This window comes from Fusibacter fontis (assembly GCF_055378735.1).
Window position 1 is genome coordinate 1423075 of record NZ_AP042445.1, and the last position, 20737, is coordinate 1443811.

Annotated in this window: 20 protein-coding genes and 3 other annotated features; of the genes, 3 read left to right on the forward strand and 17 right to left on the reverse strand. The window is 36.1% G+C overall.

From position 1 onward, the window contains the following. Positions 1 to 73: 73 nt before the first annotated feature. The 12 genes from pta to hpt form a co-directional block, all read right to left on the reverse strand. A complete protein-coding gene (gene pta / locus ACZ41W_RS06435) occupies positions 74 to 1075 on the reverse strand; it encodes a phosphate acetyltransferase (protein ID WP_464314046.1) in 1002 nt (333 codons plus the stop codon). Between the two features lie 166 nt (positions 1076 to 1241). Beyond that, positions 1242 to 1595, reverse strand: a complete 354-nt coding sequence (rplT, locus tag ACZ41W_RS06440) for a 50S ribosomal protein L20 (protein ID WP_464314047.1) — start codon at positions 1593 to 1595, stop codon at positions 1242 to 1244. Between the two features lie 31 nt (positions 1596 to 1626). Beyond that, a complete protein-coding gene (gene rpmI, locus ACZ41W_RS06445) occupies positions 1627 to 1824 on the reverse strand; it encodes a 50S ribosomal protein L35 (RefSeq protein ID WP_464314048.1) in 198 nt (65 codons plus the stop codon). Positions 1825 to 1854: 30 nt separating this feature from the next. Then, entirely contained in the window at positions 1855 to 2370 is a 516-nt protein-coding gene (gene infC, locus ACZ41W_RS06450) for a translation initiation factor IF-3 (protein ID WP_464314049.1), read from the reverse strand. Between the two features lie 10 nt (positions 2371 to 2380). Next, positions 2381 to 2507, reverse strand: a sequence feature (ribosomal protein L20 leader region). A 91-nt stretch (positions 2508 to 2598) separates the two neighbouring features. Beyond that, entirely contained in the window at positions 2599 to 4533 is a 1935-nt protein-coding gene (gene thrS, locus ACZ41W_RS06455) for a threonine--tRNA ligase (RefSeq protein WP_464314050.1), read from the reverse strand. A 99-nt stretch (positions 4534 to 4632) separates the two neighbouring features. Further along, positions 4633 to 4842, reverse strand: a binding site (T-box leader). A gap of 72 nt (positions 4843 to 4914) precedes the next feature. After that, on the reverse strand, positions 4915 to 5514 hold the full coding sequence (locus ACZ41W_RS06460) for a DUF445 domain-containing protein (protein WP_464314051.1): 600 nt from the start codon (positions 5512 to 5514) through the stop codon (positions 4915 to 4917). A gap of 3 nt (positions 5515 to 5517) precedes the next feature. Continuing rightward, positions 5518 to 6258, reverse strand: coding sequence for a DUF6873 family GME fold protein (locus ACZ41W_RS06465; RefSeq protein WP_464314052.1), 741 nt, complete (start codon positions 6256 to 6258; stop codon positions 5518 to 5520). Between the two features lie 42 nt (positions 6259 to 6300). Next, complete coding sequence (gene hslO / locus ACZ41W_RS06470; RefSeq protein ID WP_464314053.1) at positions 6301 to 7194, reverse strand: Hsp33 family molecular chaperone HslO; 894 nt, start codon at positions 7192 to 7194, stop codon at positions 6301 to 6303. Positions 7195 to 7202: 8 nt separating this feature from the next. Beyond that, positions 7203 to 7937 (reverse strand): class I SAM-dependent DNA methyltransferase, encoded by a 735-nt coding sequence (locus ACZ41W_RS06475; RefSeq protein ID WP_464314054.1) that lies wholly within the window; start codon positions 7935 to 7937, stop codon positions 7203 to 7205. A 38-nt stretch (positions 7938 to 7975) separates the two neighbouring features. Further along, entirely contained in the window at positions 7976 to 8935 is a 960-nt protein-coding gene (locus ACZ41W_RS06480) for a CPBP family glutamic-type intramembrane protease (RefSeq protein WP_464314055.1), read from the reverse strand. A 70-nt stretch (positions 8936 to 9005) separates the two neighbouring features. Beyond that, positions 9006 to 10157, reverse strand: a complete 1152-nt coding sequence (locus ACZ41W_RS06485; RefSeq protein WP_464314056.1) for a M20 metallopeptidase family protein — start codon at positions 10155 to 10157, stop codon at positions 9006 to 9008. A 233-nt stretch (positions 10158 to 10390) separates the two neighbouring features. Next, positions 10391 to 10915, reverse strand: a complete 525-nt coding sequence (hpt, locus tag ACZ41W_RS06490; RefSeq protein ID WP_464314279.1) for a hypoxanthine phosphoribosyltransferase — start codon at positions 10913 to 10915, stop codon at positions 10391 to 10393. 278 nt (positions 10916 to 11193) lie between these two features. On the opposite strand from hpt, the gene ACZ41W_RS06495 reads away from it, so the two are divergent. Continuing rightward, positions 11194 to 12363, forward strand: a complete 1170-nt coding sequence (locus tag ACZ41W_RS06495) for a CD0519/CD1768 family membrane protein (RefSeq protein WP_464314057.1) — start codon at positions 11194 to 11196, stop codon at positions 12361 to 12363. Positions 12364 to 12497: 134 nt separating this feature from the next. On the opposite strand, the gene ACZ41W_RS06500 is transcribed toward ACZ41W_RS06495, so the two are convergent. After that, positions 12498 to 12632, reverse strand: a complete 135-nt coding sequence (locus ACZ41W_RS06500) for a hypothetical protein (protein ID WP_464314058.1) — start codon at positions 12630 to 12632, stop codon at positions 12498 to 12500. A 113-nt stretch (positions 12633 to 12745) separates the two neighbouring features. On the opposite strand from ACZ41W_RS06500, the gene ACZ41W_RS06505 reads away from it, so the two are divergent. Beyond that, positions 12746 to 13279, forward strand: coding sequence for a DUF4364 family protein (locus ACZ41W_RS06505; RefSeq protein WP_464314059.1), 534 nt, complete (start codon positions 12746 to 12748; stop codon positions 13277 to 13279). 168 nt (positions 13280 to 13447) lie between these two features. Here the strand turns inward: ACZ41W_RS06505 and ACZ41W_RS06510 are convergent, their stop codons facing one another. Beyond that, a complete protein-coding gene (locus ACZ41W_RS06510) occupies positions 13448 to 14752 on the reverse strand; it encodes a bifunctional folylpolyglutamate synthase/dihydrofolate synthase (RefSeq protein ID WP_464314060.1) in 1305 nt (434 codons plus the stop codon). Between the two features lie 15 nt (positions 14753 to 14767). Next, positions 14768 to 17410, reverse strand: a complete 2643-nt coding sequence (locus tag ACZ41W_RS06515) for a valine--tRNA ligase (protein ID WP_464314061.1) — start codon at positions 17408 to 17410, stop codon at positions 14768 to 14770. Positions 17411 to 17533: 123 nt separating this feature from the next. Beyond that, positions 17534 to 17748: a binding site (T-box leader), on the reverse strand. 181 nt (positions 17749 to 17929) lie between these two features. Here ACZ41W_RS06515 and ACZ41W_RS06520 point away from each other — a divergent pair. After that, positions 17930 to 18460 carry a LiaF transmembrane domain-containing protein gene (locus tag ACZ41W_RS06520; protein ID WP_464314062.1) on the forward strand — a complete coding sequence of 177 codons (531 nt, stop codon included), beginning with the start codon at positions 17930 to 17932 and terminating at the stop codon, positions 18458 to 18460. A 145-nt stretch (positions 18461 to 18605) separates the two neighbouring features. On the opposite strand, the gene pepT is transcribed toward ACZ41W_RS06520, so the two are convergent. Continuing rightward, entirely contained in the window at positions 18606 to 19835 is a 1230-nt protein-coding gene (gene pepT, locus ACZ41W_RS06525) for a peptidase T (protein ID WP_464314063.1), read from the reverse strand. After that, positions 19829 to 20662 (reverse strand): aminotransferase class IV, encoded by an 834-nt coding sequence (locus ACZ41W_RS06530; protein WP_464314064.1) that lies wholly within the window; start codon positions 20660 to 20662, stop codon positions 19829 to 19831. The genes pepT and ACZ41W_RS06530 overlap by 7 nt, the downstream gene beginning before the upstream one ends. Positions 20663 to 20737: the final 75 nt, after the last annotated feature.

Here is a 20737-nt window from a genome sequence, read left to right on the forward strand (position 1 = left end):
AATGCAAAAAAAATCAATGTAAAACACGAAATTTTACATTGATTTTTACATGTAATTGTAAGGTACTTTAGAGCTATTTATTTTGCATTTGCGCTTGTAAAGCGGTTAATGCCACTGTGCCAACGATATCGTCTGCATAGCAGCCTCGTGATAAGTCATTCACTGGCATTGCAAGACCTTGGCAAATTGGGCCATATGCATTTGCTTTAGCCAATCTTTGAACCAATTTATATCCAATATTACCAGCATCGAGGTCAGGGAAGATAATAACGTTTGCTTCTCCAGCAACTTTTGATTCTGGCGCTTTTTTCTTTCCAACAGAAGCGACAACAGCAGCGTCAAATTGAAGCTCGCCATCAAGCGCTAATTCTGGTGCGAGTTCTTTTGCAATACGTGTTGCTTCAACAACTTTATCAACATCTGGATGCGATGCAGATCCTTTTGATGAGAAGGATAAAATACTTACTTTTGGTTCAGCATGAACGATCGATTCAAATGTTTTAGCAGAACTAATGGCAATGTGTGCTAATTCTTCTGCAGTTGGATTTGGATTAAGTGCGCAATCGCCAAAAATGAACAATCCATTTTCGCCTAAATCACAATCTGGAACTTCCATCAAGAATACTGCTGATACGAGTTTTGTACCAGGAGCTGTTTTTAAAATTTGTAGTGCTGGTCTTAATACGTTTGCAGTTGAATTAGCTGCACCTGCAACCATTCCACCAGCGAATCCCATTTTAACTAACATCACGCCAAAGAACAATTCACTTTCAAGTAAAATGGACTTTGCTTCATCAATTGTCATGCCTTTGCTTTTTCGAATGTTCGCAAGTTCAGCAGCAAATGCATCTAATTGATCGAAATTATTTGGATCAATAAAAATAGCCTCTTCGATTTTCCATTCTCCGGCAGAAGCTAATATTTTGCTTCTATCTCCAACTAAAATAACTTTTGCGATGCCCATTTCTAATATTTTATGAGTCGCTTCAATTGTTCTAGGGTCAAACGCTTCTGGTAAAACGATCGTTTGGACGTCTTTACGAGCAATTTCAATCACTTTGTCTAAAAATGCCATAACACACACTCCTTATAATTTATTTACATCAACATTATATGCTATCTATAGCATGTATACAAGATACAATTCTTGATTCTTCAAGCTATTTCACACTTAGACGCACAAAAAAGGAGCTTAGCTGAAATTTCATCTAAATGCTCCTTTATTTAATCTTTATACTAAATTATAACTGACCTTTTGCAACAGTTACTAATTTAGCAAAATCTTCAGGGTGATTGATTGCCATTTCTGACAACACTTTTCTGTTGATTTCGATGTTTGCTTTTTTAAGACCATTCATAAATTTAGAATAGCTTAAACCATTTTGTCTTGCACCTGCATTGATACGTGCAATCCATAATTTTCTAAAATCTCTTTTTCTTAATTTTCTACCTACATATGCAGATCTTAATGATCTCATAACTGCAGGGTTTGCTGCTTTAAATACTAAGCTTTTTTGGCCGTAGAAGCCTTTAGCTAATTTAAGAATTTTTTTGTGTTTTTTCTTTGCGTTTACAGCGCCTTTAATTCTTGCCATGGTTCATAACCTCCTTCTTTTTCTGATTATCCTATAAATAAGGCAATAATGTTTTTACTCGTTTCATATCTGACTCACTAACAACTGTTGATTGTCTTAAGCCTCTTTTTCTTTTAGAAGTTTTTTTGGTTAAGATATGGCTTGTAAATGCCTTGCTTCTTTTAAGTTTTCCGCCACCAGTTTTTTTAACTCTTTTAGCAGCACCACTATGTGTTTTCATTTTTGGCATAGTTGATTTCCTCCTTCCAGATTGTTCGCTTTATTTTTTAGGTGCAAATGTTGCAACTAAGCTTCTACCTTCTAATTTAGCAGGAGATTCAATAACTCCAGCTTCTTCAATTTCTGCGGTGAATTTTTTAATGACTTCAAATCCCTGAGTTGTGTAACCCATTTCACGACCTTTGAATCGTAAAGAAACTTTCACCTTATCACCACTTTGTAAGAATTTAATTGCATTTTTAGACTTGGTTTCTAAATCATTTTTCTCAATGTTCAAACCAAGACGAATTTCTTTAAGCGACGCGCTTTTTTGCTTTTTGCGTGCTTCTTTATCCTTCTTTTGTTGTTCATAGCGAAACTTACCAAAGTCCATTATTTTGCATACAGGTGGTTTTGCATTTGGTGCAATTTTTACTAAGTCTAATTTGCGTTCCATTGCTAGAGCGTACGCTTCTTTACCAGACATAACACCTAATTGCTCATTTTCTTCACCTATGACTCTTACTTCAATGTCGCGAATTTCTTCATTGATTTCAGCAGTTTTAATACGATACACCCCCTAGGTTATATAAAAAAATAAACGGCAGATTAAAAATCCGCCGTTATTAATACACATACATTACGTAAGCATTAATACTATTAACCATATGAACTCTACGTTATATGGTGAGAAGCGGACTTCTACTTGTTAACCTCAATTAATATAACATATTATTGCTTACCGTGTCAATCTTTTTTAAGAAATATCTTTAAATTACTTTTAACTACTGTGAAACGTTCAATCTTATGCTTCATTTTTTTCGAATTTTGATTTAAGTGAACGTTCATTGATTTCAGCAACAAGTGTTTGTGCAAATACGTCTAAACTTAAGTTTCCAAGCTCTCCGTTATCTCTTGATCTTACTGAAACTTGACCTAGTTCAGCTTCTTTATCTCCAATAATGAGCATATAAGGATTTTTTTCAAGTTGTGCTTCTCTTATTTTATATCCAATTTTTTCTGCACGATCATCCATTTCAACACGAATTCCCATGGATTTAAGTTTATTTGATACTTCAAGTGCATATGGGATATGTCTATCTGCAATTGTCAGAAGTTTTACTTGAACTGGTGCTAACCAAGCTGGGAACTTTCCTGCGAATTCTTCAATCAAGATTCCCATAAAGCGCTCAATCGATCCATACGCAACTCTATGAATAACAATTGGTTGATGTTTTTCGCCATCACTGCCGATATAAGATAATTCAAAGCGTTGTGGCAACTGCATATCAAGCTGAATAGTACCACATTGCCATGTTCTTCCGATACAATCTCTTAAATGGAAGTCAATTTTAGGACCATAGAAAGCACCATCACCTGGATTTAATTTATATTGTATTCCCAATTCTTCAAGAGCGCCTTGAAGTGAATCTTCAGCTAATTTCCAATCTTCTTCGCTACCCATTGATTTTTCAGGTCGAGTTGATAGTTCAACATGGTAACTAAATCCAAAAGTTTTATACACTTCGTCGATCAAGTTCACTACATTGATGATTTCGCCTTTGATTTGTTCTGGCAACATAAATATATGTGCGTCATCTTGAGTAAATGCTCTCACACGCATTAAGCCATGCAATGCCCCTGACAATTCATGTCTGTGAACTCTACCGATTTCACCCACCCTAAGTGGAAAATCTTTATAAGAACGAAGTTCTGTTTTATAAACGAGCATGCCCCCTGGACAGTTCATCGGTTTGATAGCAAAGTCTTCTTCGTCAATAAGCACAGTGTACATATTGTCTTTATAATGGAACCAGTGTCCTGAAGTTTCCCAAAGTTTTCTATTTAATATAATTGGAGTTTCAACTTCAACATAGTTTGCTTTGTCGTGTACTTCTCTCCAATATTTGAGTAGGTTATTTTTTACAACCATACCTTTTGGTAAAATGAATGGGAATCCAGGGCCCTCTTCCATCAATGCAAAGAGTCCGAGCTCTTTTCCGAGTTTTCGGTGATCTCTCTTCTTAGCTTCTTCAAGCATATTTACGTATTCTTCAAGCATAGAAGCTTTTGGAAATGCAGTTCCGTATATTCTTTGAAGCATTTTATTTTTTTCATCGCCTCTCCAGTATGCACCTGCTAATGAGAGTAATTTAACGCTTTTAACATCTTTAGTTGAGGCTACGTGGCAACCTGCACATAAATCAACAAAATCACCTTGTCTGTAGAATGAAATAATCGCATCTTCTGGCAAATCGTTGATGAGTTCAACTTTATATTTTTCACCTTTTTCCTCCATAAAACGAATCGCTTCATTTCTTGGAAGTTCAAATCTTTCTAGTTTTAGATCCTCTTTTACAATTTTATTCATTTCAGCTTCAATTTTTTCTAAATCTTCTGGGACAAACTTGTGTTCAGTATCAAAATCATAATAAAAACCATTTTCAATTGCTGGTCCAATTGCAAGTTGGGCATCCGGAAACAATCTTTTTACTGCTTGAGCTAAGATGTGGGATCCTGTATGTCTAAAGGCATGCGCGCCTTCAGAATCTTCAAATTTTAAAATATTCAGTTCACAATCTTCTTCTAGCTTATATGATAAATCCACTGTTTTTCCATTCACAGTTCCAACAATCGCCTCTTTCGCAAGTCTTCCTGAGATAGATGCAGCGACATCATAGACAGACATTCCTTTTTCAACTTCTTTAATACTGCCATCTTTAAGTGTAATTTTAATCATATGTTACCTCCTATATTTTCATTTTTTAACACTGGTTCTCTTTTCTAAATGAAGTGTTCGGTGAATCGCTGAAAATAAAAAAACCCGTCACTAGCATCTGCTAGGGACGAGTTACTCGCGGTTCCACCCTAATAACTTGTTTGACAAGTCACTTGAACACCGTAACGTGGTGAACGCAAACATTTCGAAATCTACTCAGTTTGAGCTAAAAGTGAGTCTTCATAAAACTATTCTTACAAATCATTTCAGCCACGTGATTTGCTCTCTAAAAGACATTGCTTTATTACTGGTCTTTATAATCGCTTAAATATCTAATTATTCATTATAATAGTGTATGTCTTCAAATTTGTCAATAACAAATGATAATTGTTTACAATTTCATCACATTAAACCGATAACGATAATTCCTTGGACAACACCGATGAGAAACCCTAATACGCCTCCAAGGATTTCTATATGCTTAAGTTCATTTTTTGAGATTTTTAAAATCATTTCTTCAATTTTCTCAAAATCATATGCGATGATTTTTTCTTCTACCATTTTGCTGATATCAATTGCCTTTATCGCATGATGACTGAGTTTCTCACCCATTTCGACAATAATTTGTTCTCCATTTTCATCGATGATTTTTTCAATTGACTGAATAATCATTCCCTTAAACATAGAAGGTATCAACGATGGCATTTTTTCTTCCGCAATTGAAGTGACTTTCGTTTTAATTGTCTGTATGATTGACTCTTTGTCCATGTCTTCAATTACCCGATCAATAATTGCATCCATGGAAATTAATTCTTCACTAATAACTTCTCCAATGGAGCGTGCGATATCTGCCTTACGCTTTGGAATTAGTCCTTGAAATACGAAAGGCGTTCCTTTTATGCCCACTGGATGAATCGGTCTAAACATTAGCTTTATGGCAATCACATTGGTCATCCAACCAATCAAGGCACCAACGATCGCAAGTATTGCAATTTTCATCATATTTTACACCTTCATTTCTGTTACTGGATAATAAAAAATCGATCCACAATCTTCTAATTTTTCACTGCTCAATTCAAGAATTTGATAATCTTGCGCTAAAATAAAATCTCTCATGACATCTCCTTGAGTATGGTGTTTTAGCGAACCATTGATTACCACTGTCTTTTCTATTGTTCCGCCAACCCCTCCGATAAATCCGTGTTCAAATCCTTCAAGGACGATTTGACCAGGCTCAATGAACAATGCGCAATAACCGTTTGTCACATAGATTTCATACAGTTTTTTGTCTTCGGTGATGACAGCTTGATTTCCAACAACAAGACTTGAGCATCTTGTATAACCTTGCTTTACATGAATTGATTCTAACGACGTACTATTTCTTATAAATTCTAAAATCTTTGGTTCTGTTATATCTAATCGATGAAAAAAATGTCGGCTTAACTGAACAGCATTATAGGAAATATCTTGTGGATAAACATTTGATAATGGCGAATTACCCACAACAACATGTGAATGATACCATTTTTCATCAACAATCTGGAGTATTTGAGGTTTAACAACAGATTCGATACTTTCGTGAATCCAGACTCGATTTCCAACAAATAAAGACAAATCCGTATGTTCTTTTAGCCTTGCATCGACAAGTGTTTGTTCTGGAATGACCACCAAACACTTCGTCTGAAAACCTCTATGAGATCGAATCTTGTTTATAATAGCTTCACTGGCAAATATAAATCCATTCATTCGTTTGATCATCCCTCTATTTAAACCACATGTCAAATCGTTTTAGGAAAGCTTTTCACTTGGTTCGTCGATAAGTGTTTTCAACATTTCTTCTGAAAATGTGTATTTTTTATTGCAGAAATGACACACCATTTCAGCTTGGTGATCTTCTTCCAATATATTTCTAATTTCGTCTTTTCCGATGCTCAGTAGTGCACGCGTCATGCGTTCTTCGCTACAATCGCATTGATAATTCAGCTCATACGATTCTAATTCGTCTAAACCAAGACCTGCTAATACTTGATGTGCAATCTGAAGCATATCTAAGCCTTCTTCAAACAACTGTGTTAAAGAAGGCAATTGATTTAAATTGGATTCTAACTGTTCGATTGTTGGTTCTGTTGTTTCTGGTAATAATTGCACTATGAAACCACCGGCATAACTCACAGTTGCATCTTTTGATAACGTCACGCCCAATGCTACCGCTGTTGCCTGCTGTTCAGATTGAGCAAAATATTGAGCGATATCTTCAGCTATTTCACCACTCACCAATTGACTTTGTCCAATAAAGGGTTCTTTCATATCCCAATCACGGATGACGATAATTTGCCCATCTTGCCCGACAGCTTGCCCAACATCTAATTTTCCAGCTTGATTATATCGGAGTTCCGCAATTGGATTGGACGTATAGGCTTTCACATTTCCGTGTGTATCGGATACTGCAACCATTAACGGAATCTCGTTAGATCCTTTCACTTGCAATGTCATTTTTTCTTGATCTATTTTGGACATCATTCCCATCATAGACGCTGCTGTAATGACACGTCCAAGCGCAGCAGTGGACATAGGTGACAAGTCGTGAATTTTTCGCGCTGCATCCACCATTTGAGTGGTTTCTGCTACATATATACGCACTTCTCTATTGTGAGTCATGCCTGTAATCAAAGTACCTTTCATCGTTCCTCCTATTTTTTCTTTGCAATAAAACAAATTCTATTAGAAGTATTTGTATAAGCGCTAAATGTGTCGCCATCGACAACTTCTAAAAGTTCGAAATACGGTTTCGTTATTGATATTAGCTCTTCTATAGAATAGGCTTTTTGCTCATGATATTCTTCGTAACGGTCATAGTGTCCGTTTTGTGATTTAAATAATGTGAGTGAAAAATTCAATTGTTTCAATACTTTATCATACTCATTTTCCCAAATATAAGCCTCTTCATCAAAGGTTTCAGCAAATGTATTATTGCCAATCACGTGTTCAAGTTTATATTCTGAACTTACATCAAAAATAAATAATCCCCCAGTATTTAAATGTCTTGAAACATTTTCAAAAACCGCTTCAAGCGACTGAAGATCCAAAATATAGTTGATGCCATCACACATACTAAAAATCATATCATACGTTTTTTTGGTGTTAAACTCCATCATATCTTGATGATAAAAACGCATTTTCATCTGATTTTCAGCCGTTTTTGCTTGCGCAATGGTCAACATATCATCCGATATATCAAGTCCTTCAACAGAAAATCCTTTCTGACAAAGACCAATTCCAATTGTTGCCGTACCACACGCCAATTCTAAAATGGATTTTACTTGATTTTTTTTCGCATATTGACTTAACTGATCAATCCAGTAATCATAGTCAACATCGTACTGCATCATATCATAAACCGAAGCAAACGCTTCATAACTACTCATTTTTTCACCTTACTTTCAAAACTAAGTTCATCATGCATTTATTGATACATGGAAACTACCAAAAACACATACACACACACTGTAAACCCAATTGTCAAAAATGGAAATTTGCTCATTTGAAAACTACCGCTATCTGTATCCACACTAGCTGTTTCACTACTAAGTGTTTCAACGCTATTTGCTTCCAGTTTGCTCTCATCAAATTGTTTTTTTAAACTTCTGAGAATTTTTCTAACCCCTAAGTAACTAAACAATCCAATGATCCCATAAATCACAATAGCTTCGATTATAACACCAGTTTGCATATAAATCAATTCTGAGTCCATAGACATCTGAGTTTTTCCAATATTTGATAAATAGCCAATTAAAACAGCCATCCCATTATTCGTCGTGTGAGCAATAACCCCCGCCCAAATCGAGCCTGTAATTTGCACCAACAAGGAAAACATGATGCCCAGTATGATTGGTCCAAAGAGATTTTGTGGATTCAAGTGAAATAATCCAAAGAGAAGCCCCGAAAATATCGCTCCCCATTTTCGACCAAATGTCGTTTCATATCCATTCAGGATTACTCCACGAAAAAGGGTTTCTTCACACAAACCAGCAGAACCTGCAATGACGAGAAAATAAAGAATAAACTGTTTCATATTATAAGCTTCAGGAACCCCGGAAATAATAGGTTTTCCAAAATATGAAATAATATAAAGGGTAACCATATTGGCAATTGCAATAAATGGTAACATCAACACTGCCAAAACAACAATTTTAAAGACTGCAGAAAATGGTATCTTCTTCAGTCTAAATACATGCTTAAAATCTTTTTTTAAAAACCATGTATAAAGAATACTCGTCGCAAATACAATTCCAAATTCAGTTACTAGCAGTTGCTGAATCACGCCAACTTTTGACATGGCTGTTCCAATTACAATAAATGCCACTAAAAGCACAACATACAATATATTTACTTGAGCAATCGAAAACGATTGTTTATGTTCCATTATTATCTCACTTTCATTTTTTCAATTATAAACGCACACTCTAAAAGACGACGCGGACCATCACCTTAAATTAGAGATTCAAGCTTTCTCGATAGGTTAAAATATTGAGATAAGTCTCTATTCCATCTAGTAGGATCTTGTCGTCAAAAATAAAGTTGCAGCTGTGAAGTGGATAAACCATTCCTTTTGCTTCATTTAGCGAACCAATAAAATAGAAAAGTCCTGGAATTTCTTGTTGATAATACGCAAAATCCTCGCTAATCATCTGCGGTTCAATAATTTCACATCGTGATTGATGATGTGCATAAAACGCTTCAAATAAATTCACATCATTTACCACAGCTGGGTACTTATCAAAGAATTTCAACTCAATTTTTACGTCATAAGCGATTTCGATGCCTTTTAAATATTGTTCCATACGCGTTTTTACAAGATCATAGACCGACTCATCAAATGCCCGAATTGTCCCTTCCATCACAACTTTTCCAGCGATGATATTGCGTCTTTCTCCGCCTTCCATTCTGCCAACTGTTAAAACTGCAGGCTTAACGGGATTGACATTTCTCGAAATTATGGTTTGTAGTCCCAATAAAATTTCTGCGCCAATGGTCAATCCGTCGATGCCTGTATGCGGCATCGCGCCATGTGCACTTGTAGAAGTGATGTGAATATCAAATTCTCCCGTCATGGCCATCATAGGACCTGAACACAGACCGATTTTACCTTGTTCAACTGCTGGAAATATATGAATTCCATAGATTTCATCCACCTGATATTTTTTCAAAAGTCCTTTTTGGATAAAGACCTCTGCACCTCCCGGACCTTCTTCAGCTGGTTGAAAAATCACAACGACGTTATCGTTTAGCTTCTCTTGATTAGCTTTCAAATAGCGCGTGAGTCCAAGTGCCATCGCCATGTGTCCATCATGTCCACAAGCGTGCATATGATTTGGGTGTTTAGAAGGTGAAGGATAGGTACTTTTCTCTGTAACCGGTAAGCCATCTATATCTGTCCTAAATGCGATGGTTCTTTTGGGATTATTGCCTTTGACATAAGCAAGAATTCCGGTTTCGCCAACTTCTTCATACTGTACTTGCAACTCACTCAAGACAGATTTTATGTACTTTGAGGTTTTGTGTTCACTAAATCCCACTTCTGGAATCTCATGAAGCGAGCGTCTATCTTCATAAATTTGGTCTTTTAATTGTTCTAATGTTGTCATATTGCACCTCGCTATTGATTATTTATATAGTAAAAACTATTTAGATCGTATAGATTACTTATTGATCACTTATTTTTTTTGCACCCTGACGTATCACGGCTTAAACGCCTCCTGGCAAGTGTTTTACTTTCCATAATGCTATCTTTATTTTAAGGAGTTCAAATAAAAATAGCAACACTTATTCAAGTTGAGCCTTTTAATGGTTCTAATCTTGATAAGTATTGCTTTTATTTTTAATCTACAAATGCAAAAACATGATCGATATTTCTGAAATAATCGCCATAATTCAATCCATACCCTACTATAAACATATCTGGTATTTCAAATCCTACATAATCTGGTTGATACTCGACTTTTCGTCTAGAGGGTTTATCTAAAAGCACACATGATTTAATACTTTTAGGATTTCTCTTTGAAAGAATCTCCATCACACCTGTCATAGTCAACGCCGAATCCGTAATATCATCGACAATTAGGACATCAAAGTTGGTCAAGTCCGTTGTAATATCTTGAACAATTTTAACATGTCCAGTGCTTTCTTCACCATGTCCATAACTCGATGTTGTCATAAACTCAATTCGAACAGGCAAATCAATTTTCCTCACTAAATCTGCAGTAAATATAAAGCTACCTTTTAATAGCGAAATCACCAATAAATTTTTATCCTTATAATCATCAGTAAGCACTTTGCCTAATTCTGCTACTCGCTCTTCAATTGCGCTTTTTGATAATAAGATTTCTCTTCTCTTATTCTCAATGCTCATGTTAACCTCCATCTCATTTCCTCTAAGTAATTATCAATATTTTATAGTAGTCAATAGTGTTTTTCAAGTTTAATTTCAGCAAATTCAAATAAATTGAACATTTTGCGGCATTCATTTTGCTAAATCACAGAAAATTGGATTTGCTATTTTTTTAGCAGCGTTCAATAAATTTTGTAATTATTACAAGAAATTAATCGAGTTTCAATAGAAATGATTTCTCAAATTGTCTGTATAATAGTACAATAGTAATGACGACTTTATAGGGGGTAACTATGGATCACATTAAGAAAACGAAGAAAGCCATTTCGCTTGAAACTTTTGTCTTTCTAATCGTTGGCGGTATTATTTTTGGGTATTTGGGTTCTACAATGGGCGTTGACAAAATGTTTAACACATTGATGAATACGGCACACTATTTACTGATTGATGTTGTATTTTTCATTATGGCAATTGCCGTTCTCGCAGGTGCATTTGGAGCACTACTTTCAGAATTCGGTGTAGTTGCACTCATCAACAAAATCATTTCACCAATTATGAGGCCAATATACGGATTGCCAGGAGCAGCTTCAATTGGTATGATTACGACTTATTTATCGGATAATCCAGCTATTATCTCACTTGCTCATGATAAAGGGTTTAAGAAATACTTCCGAGATTTTGAAGTTCCAACACTTTGTAACTTAGGAACCGCTTTTGGAATGGGATTAATCGTCAGTACATTTATGATTGGAGCGGGCACTGGCACTGAATATATCCTCCCAGTAATCGTTGGTAATTTAGGCGCGATCATCGGCAGTGTTGTCAGTGTACGATTGATGATGATTTCCACAAAGAAATACTATCAAGTTCCAAAAGGACAAAAACTAGATAAAATTAGCAGCAGCGACTACAATAAAACACGCGAAGTCAGAGATGGAAGTACGTTTGAACGCATATTAGATGCGATGCTTGAAGGTGGAAAGTCAGGAGTTGATCTTGGTCTTGCGATTATTCCTGGTGTGGTTATTATATGTACCTTTGTTATGTTGTTTACTTTTGGTCCATCTATGGTCGACGGTGTTGCCGTTTATACTGGTGCAAAAAAAGAAGGGGTCGCACTCTTCCCAAAAATTGGTGAATTTTTAAGTCCAATTCTACAACCTTTATTTGGTTTTAAAAGTGCTGAAGCGATTGCATTTCCTATCACTTCATTGGGATCTGCAGGAGCTGCTCTCGGTTTAGTGAAAGATTTTATAAAAAATAATTTAATCGGTCCAAATGACATCGCTGTTTTTACTGCGATGGGCATGTGTTGGAGTGGCTACTTAAGTACTCACGTTGGAATGATGGATGCTTTAAATGTGAGAAAATTGGCATCAAAAGCAATCATCTCACATACCATCGGAGGTCTCGTTGCTGGTGTTTCCGCACATTACCTCTTCTTACTCTTTAGTATGCTCTAATCAAACACTGACACGTATTTGCGTTTATAAAACAAGAGGCTTTTCATCTTGACAATAAGGTCACGATTCAACCTTATTTAAATGAAAGCCTCTTTTTATTTCAATATGTTATTGAATAACGCGCAGATTTAATTTTACTGATTCTTGTATCGATTCTGTTTAATGAGTTCTTTTAACAGCATCACGATTTTATTCAGTGTCAATTGAATTGATATTAAAATCATAAAAAATAAGAAAATACCAATCCATTCAAGTTTCAAATAATCCATCCCTTCACCTCTTCAGACCATTTAATTATAGAGAATTTATAGGTTTCTTTTTGCGTTTGTATTATTATATGTTATACTAACAACTGACATTATATTTTTAGGGGGCAATTTCGTTGAATACGAATCCAGAACAACAATTAAAATATAAAATCATTTTACTGTATATTATCAATCAGTTTTCTGTTCCGTTGACAAATCAGCAATTAACAGACTTCGTCTTAGAACATGATATCCTTAATTTTTTTGATTTGCAACAGTATTTAACCGATTTAGTTGAAACCTCCATGCTCGAATACAGTTCAAGCGAAGGTGAAAAATACTATATCATCACAGAAAGTGGTCGAAATACCCTTGAGCTGTTTGTCGATAAAGTCTCTCAAAGTCTTCGTCGTACCATCAACGACAGCATCGATATGAAAAAGAAGTCATTCGTAATCAAAACAAACATCTCCGCGGACTACTACAAAGAAGATGACAATGACTATATCGTTCATCTTTCAGTTAAAGAGGGCATTTATACACTCATGGATATCAATGTCAATGTCGTCTCCAATAAACATGCAAAACAAATTTGTGAGAACTGGCAAAAGAAAGCCCAGTATCTTTATGGGGATATTTTAAACAAACTCGTAGATGAAACGGAATGAAATCACCAAAATAAAAGCAGGTAATTAACTGATTGGTCACACCATTTCAGTTCTACCTGCTTATTTTATTGCTTAATTTGTTGCTCAATTTGTTGCTCAATTTGTTGCTAATTTTACTACTGATTATAATCCTGATGACATGAACACCTATATGCTATGCAGAATCTGTTAGGATTCTTGATCATTACGATGATTAAATACATTGGTTCTGACTTCACCAATCATGTAAAGTGACCCAAATGCAATATAGATCGTCTCATCTGATTTTGCCTGATTATCACGGTACATCGCATCGACAGCTGATGAAATATCATCGCTAATAGCAATTACTTTTTTAGGATCAAAGTATGTTGCCAGTTCCGCAGAAGACATTGCACGAGGATTATCTGGTCGAGTCACGATGACACCCTCTAAATACGGCGAAATCACTTCTAGCATACCTTTGACATCTTTATCTTTTAGAATGCCTACAATGCCAACAATTTTGCGGTTGCTTTTTAGCGCATCAAAGCTTCTTGCAAGACCTCTAATTCCGTGAAGGTTGTGTGCACCGTCAATCATAATAAAAGGGTCATTTGAAATGATTTCCAAACGTCCAATCCACTGCGTTTTAGCTAAACCACTTTGGATTGCTTGTTGAGAAATACCATAGCCATATCGATGGATTAATACGCGAATCGTCTCTATTGCCATCACCGCATTTTCAGGCTGATAAGGTGCGAATAATTGAAGTTCATACTGAGTGTCTTCATATGAAAACTTTAGGTTTCCGAAATCAACTGAGTTTATACGAAGTGTTGAATAATCAACGATTGTCAATTCATTATTGCAAGCTACACATTTTTCACGGATCACTTCTAGTGCTTTTACATCTTGTGGATAAGTCACTGTAAAACCTTGAGGTTTAATGATCCCTGCTTTTTCAAACGCGATTTTCTCAATCGTATCTCCGAGATATTCCACGTGATCAAAATCTAATGGTGTAATAACGGATACAAGTGGCGATTCAATCACATTTGTCGCATCCAATCTTCCGCCCAATCCCACTTCTAGCACGACAATATCACAGTGATGTTTTTTAAAGTATAGCATGGCGATAGCCGTCACAACTTCAAACTCCGTAGGGTGATTCATTCCATTCGATACCATGATATCAATTTTTTCTTTCACCAGGCCTGTTAATTCAGTGAGTTCATCTGAAGTTACTAAACTGTGATTGACACGCATTCTTTCATTAAAGGTTTCTATAAATGGTGACGTATACAGTCCTACTTTGTAGCCTGCTTCAATGAGAATCGAATGTAAAAAGGAACAGGTGGATCCTTTTCCATTGGTCCCAGCTACGTGTATAAATTTCAATGATTTTTCAGGCGAATCCAGAAGTTCAAGTAAGGTCTTGATATTATCAAGACCTAACTTACTCCCAAATTTATGTGTTCCATGAATAAAAGCTAATGCTTCTTCATATGTCATAATTACCTCACTCATCTACTTGAGTTTTGACGAAATGGATTCAATACGAGCATTTACCGTTGCGAGCATTTCGTTGTATTTTGCTTCTTTTTGACGCTCTTCTTCCAACAAGTGTGCGGGCGCTTTACTTGTAAATCCTTCATTTTTGAGTTTTCCACTTACGCGTTCAACTTCTTTTTCAAGTTTTGATTTTTCTTTTTGAAGACGATCCATTTCCTTTTCGAAATCAATCAAGTCATCTAGTGGCAAATAAAGCTCTGCGCCATGAATAACAGCTGAAACGGCATCTTCAGGAATCAGATTTTTATCCGAGATGAGCATCACTTCAGAACATGATGCCAATGTCATCAAATACTCAGCTTGATCCACTAGTAATTGACCCACATTTGAATCAATTGCCCAAATCATGCATTTTGCTTTTCTCGATGGTACAACATCCATCTCCGCACGAACATTTCTCAAGTTACGAATTGCATCCATAATTGAGTTCATTTGTTTTTCTGAAGACTCGTCTAACCAAGTTGAATCAGCAGTAGGCCATTGCTCTGTAACCAATAACCCTTTAACATTTGGCATAAAGCTCCAAATTTCTTCTGTAATAAATGGCATAAATGGATGAAGCAATCTCAAAATGTCTTTCAATACTTTTACCAATACTTTCTGAACTGTTTGCTTCGCCTTTACATCCTCTCCATAGAGACGTTTTTTGGCAAGTTCGATATACCAGTCACAATACTCATTCCAAGTTAATTCATAGATTTTATTTGCGGCAATCCCAAGCTCATATTTGTCGAGTGAAGTGGTGATTTCGCTAATCATTGTTTCAAGACGTGATAAAATCCATCGATCTGCCAATGTCAACTCTTCTGTGCCATCAAACTCTGGAAGTTCTCCTTCGATTCCCATTACAACAAATCGTGATGCATTCCAAAGTTTGTTCGCAAAATTACGTGCACCTTCAACGCGTTCCATTTGGAACTTAAGATCATTACCTGGGCTATTACCCGTTGCTAACATAAATCTAAGTGCATCTGCACCATATTGCTCAATTACGTCTAGTGGGTCCACTCCATTTCCAAGTGATTTACTCATTTTTTTGCCATTTGCATCACGAACCAAACCATGTAAGAAAACATCGTTAAATGGTTTTTCTCCCATTGAATCTAGCCCTGAGAAAACCATACGAATTACCCAGAAGAATATAATGTCATAACCAGTTACCAATACATTTGTTGGGTAAAAGTAATCAAGTTCAGGTGTTTTTTCTGGCCATCCTAAAGTTGAAAATGGCCATAATGCTGAACTAAACCAAGTATCGAGAACATCTTTATCCTGTACAAAATGTTGGCTTCCGCATTTTGGACACACATCCGGCATCTCTTTGGCAACGATAATTTCAGAACACGATTGACAGTAGTAGGCTGGAATTCTATGTCCCCACCAGAGCTGTCTAGAAATACACCAATCTCTGATATTATCTAGCCAGTTCATGTAGATTTTATTAAACCTTTCAGGAATGATGCGAATCTCTCCTGAGTCAACAACATCAATTGCTGGTCCAGCAAGCGGTTCCATTTTAACAAACCATTGATCTGATACTCTTGGTTCAATAATGGTATTACATCTATAACAAGTTCCAACGTTGTGAGGATGTTCTTTAATTTGAACTAAGTAACCACCCTCTTGTAAATCTTTAACAATCGCTTTTCTACACTCAAAACGGTCCATACCATTGTATTTTCCAGCATTTTCGTTCATAGTAGCATCTTCGTTCATGCCATTGATTTGCTCAAGTCCATGTCGTAATCCAATCTCAAAATCGTTAGGATCATGAGCTGGTGTAACTTTCAGTGCACCTGTTCCAAAATCAAGCTCTACATATTCATCAGCAATAATTGGGATTTCTCGATTCATAAGAGGCAATAAGCATTTTTTACCAATTAAGTGTTTATATCGATCGTCATTTGGATTAACTGCTACACCTGTATCTGCTACCATCGTCTCAGGGCGAGTCGTTGCAATTTCTAAGAATTCATCTGTACCAACGATTGGATACTTAATATGCCAGAAATTGCCTGGTTTTTCTTCATGCTCAACTTCTGCATCCGAAAGAGTTGTTTTACAATCAGGACACCAGTTAATTAAACGATTGCCTCTGTAGATTAACCCTTTATCATAAAGGCGAATAAACACTTCATTTACTGCGTGATTACAACCTTCATCCATTGTAAATCTTTCTTTATCCCAATCACATGAAGAACCCAATTTTTGCATTTGATTCACAATGATGCGACCATAATCATCGCGCCATTTCCATGCACGTCTTAAAAATTCTTCTCTACCAAGTTCCTCTTTTGTAATGCCTTCCTTTTCTTCAATTTCCTTTAAAACACGTACTTCAGTTGCAATACTCGCATGATCCGTTCCCGGAAGCCATAGAGCTTCAAATCCTTGAAGACGCTTCCAACGAATAAGAATGTCTTGTAACGTATGATCAAGTGCATGCCCCATATGGAGTTGACCAGTGATGTTTGGTGGTGGCAATACGATTGAGTACGGTGTCTTATCTGGATTAACTGTCGCTTTAAAACTTTTCTCTTCTAACCACTTTGCATAAATTCGATCTTCGAATTCCTTTGGATTATACTTACTTTGCATATTTACCTCCTTGATGTCCTCATCATATCTTTATTTGCTTAATGAAATTTTTCATATGTTCTTTAAGGATATGGTCACACCGTCTCATTTTTTAGCAAAAAATAAAAAAATCACTCATCCCCAAACAGGGACGAATGATCGCGTTACCACCCTAATTCTATGTCAATTACCCATAGCACCTCAATACGTATAACGTCGTTACCCGGATAAACTTACTCTAGTTCAGCTTATCATCTCCGATGCTACCTTCAGTAAACCATATTAAGCAGACCTTTCAGCCGGTGAATCCGCCTTTCTAATAACTGGGAAAACTTACTCCTCATCTTCATAGACACATTTTCGATTGCTCTCATTATAAACAATCTCGTTTTAAATGTCAAATCAAAGTTCACTTGAAACTTTTAATCCATTTTAATATGGTTCTAATAAGATATTAATCTTTGAAGACTACACTGATAGAGAAATATGAACTATAATAAAAATAGTCATTTATAATGAAATTATTTTGGAGGTTGTTTCATGGAAAATTCTCGCAACAGATTACTTGGCTTTTTTCTTATTATCATAGGTGCGGTGCTTATTTTAGATCACTATGATTTTATACGCTTCAATGTTTGGGACTTATGGCCGCTTATGCTTGTCTATATTGGCGCTAAGTCAGAAAGAGATTATTTTAAAGGGCAAGCAAGCAGTCGAAATCTACTCACAGGTGCAACTTTAATTGTATACGGCCTTTATTTCTTAATTGAAAATTTCTCAATTTGGAACTTTGATATTAACTTTTGGCCTGTCTTCATCCTTGGTCCTGCACTCGGTTTTTTACAAATGGCACATTATGGACACAGTCCAAAACGCAACTATAAAAAAGGGTTTATCATGTTGGCAATTGCCGCTATCTTCTTTGTAAATAGCTTCATCAACATCCAATTTGACCTAGTTGTATTTGGTGGTCTGATCATTATCGGTCTTTTTATGTTAAGAAAACCAGACAACTTCATCTATGGCGATGAGGATGAAACGTATCAAAAAGATCGAAATGAACGTTACTAAATCGAAACGAACATTACTAATTTGAAGATAAAAAATAGATGCTCAAATCCACATACCTCGGATCTCATCCGGATTTTGGATTCAAGCATCTTTTTTTATCGGTCATTCATCCATGCAATTCATTGAATTTGGGCGCACTTATCAATTATTGCCATTTTGCATAAAGCTTCACAATTTCAATTAAGATGGAGACCGTTTTCTCCATCGACTGAACTGGGATGTACTCATAACGCCCATGGAAGTTATGTCCACCAGTACAAAGATTTGGACAAGGCAATCCCATAAAGGATAATCTCGCACCATCTGTGCCACCTCTTACTGGCACAACAATCGGCTCAATTCCAAGTGATTGCATCGCTGCCTTAGCATTTTCAATCAAATGAAAGTGTGGTACGATCTTTTCTTTCATGTTGAAATAAGAGTCTGTCAATTTCACTTCGACAGTTCCCACTCCATACTTATGATTTAGGAATTTTTCAATTTCCCTAAACATCTGTTTTTTACTTTCAAATTTCGCTAAATCATGGTCTCTGATGATATAGAGCATATCTGCACCTTCAACAGTCCCATGAAGATCATTTAAATGATTAAATCCTTCATAATGCTCAGTATAAGCAGGATTATCAAAGACCGGTAACATTTGGTGTAACTCCATCGCTATGAGCAATGCGTTTTTCATTTTGCCCTTTGCAGAACCAGGATGAATATTGGTGCCATTAATTTTTATCTTTGCAGATGCAGCATTAAAGTTTTCATACTCAACTTCACCTAATTCACCGCCATCAACCGTGTATCCAAAATCTGCGTCAAGGATCTCAAGGTTAAACAAATCTGCTCCACGACCAACCTCTTCGTCAGGTGTGAATGCAATCTTAATCGGACCATGTTCAATTGAAGGATTTTGAATCAATGTTTCTGCCAACGTTAAAATTTCTGCAATACCCGCCTTATTGTCAGCCCCTAATAGCGTCGTTCCATCCGTCACAATCAGATCCTGACCCACATAATGATTTAAATGATCAAACATCTCAGGTGTCATTTTAATACCGAGTTCATTGTTTAATATGATTTCACCACCATTGTAATGAACTACTTTAGCATTGACATTTGCTCCTGAAATATCAGGAGATGTATCCATATGAGCGATCAATGCCAGTTTCGGTGCGTTTTCGTTGCTAGTATTGCTAGGAATATGACCATATACGTAGCCATTTTCGTCCATTTGAACACCTTGAACACCCATTTCTTTCATTTCTGTTACCAATGCTTTTGCTAATTCCAACTGTTTGAGCGATGATGGGCAGGACTCTGAATCAGGATCAGATTCGGTATCAAATGCCACATACTTTAGAAATCTTTCATGAACTTTTAGCATGATAATTGCCTCCTTGTTGTTTGAATATAGTCTTCTATTCTTGAATCAAATAATTGAATTAATGCTTTTAGAACGTCGTTTGTTTCTGAATGAAATACATGTTCATCTATTTGATGAATTGGCAATAAGTGAATGGAAGTTCCCGTTAAAAAACATGCGTCAAATTCATTTATTTCATCACTAGTAATATTTCGTTCAATATATGAAAACTTTTCTTGATGCAATATTTCCAGTAGTTTTTTACGCGAAACCCCTTTTAAGACATCCGTTTCCTTTGGTGAATAGATCGCGCCCTCTTTAATAAAAAATAGATTCGATCGGCTGCCTTCTGTGATGATATCATCTTCTCTAATGAGAAGGACTTCAAAAGCTCCCGTCTCGGATTTCAATTGATTCACTTCATCTACAAATGATTTCCGAAAAACTTTCGCATGCGGATTCGGTCTACTGCTTTTTAAAGAGACCACGGGTACACCTCTTGTATAAACACTTTTTTCAGGATAGACGGATTGCACCCAAAATAGCACCCACGAAATGGTCTCGTTGGATACTTTACCAATTTCTAAGCGGATATTATTGTTGATGATATGCGTTTCATGAATCAACTGTTCTAGTGCACTTAAAAACAAATACTCATTAAAATCAGAAGAAATATTCATCAGATCTAAAGAAGCAAAAAGGCGTTCTAAATGCTCCTCATAAAAAAGTGGAACGCCCTCTTTAACGCGAATCACCTCATAAATTGGTGGTTCAATAAATTCAACCGTTTGCTGCTGACGGATGAGTTTTCCGTCAATCACCATGGTTGGTTCAATCTGGTTTAACATAGAACCTCCTCGGTTAGTCTTCTCTATTAGTATACGATAAACTGAAAGGATTATGAAGTCTTTCAGAGATGAATA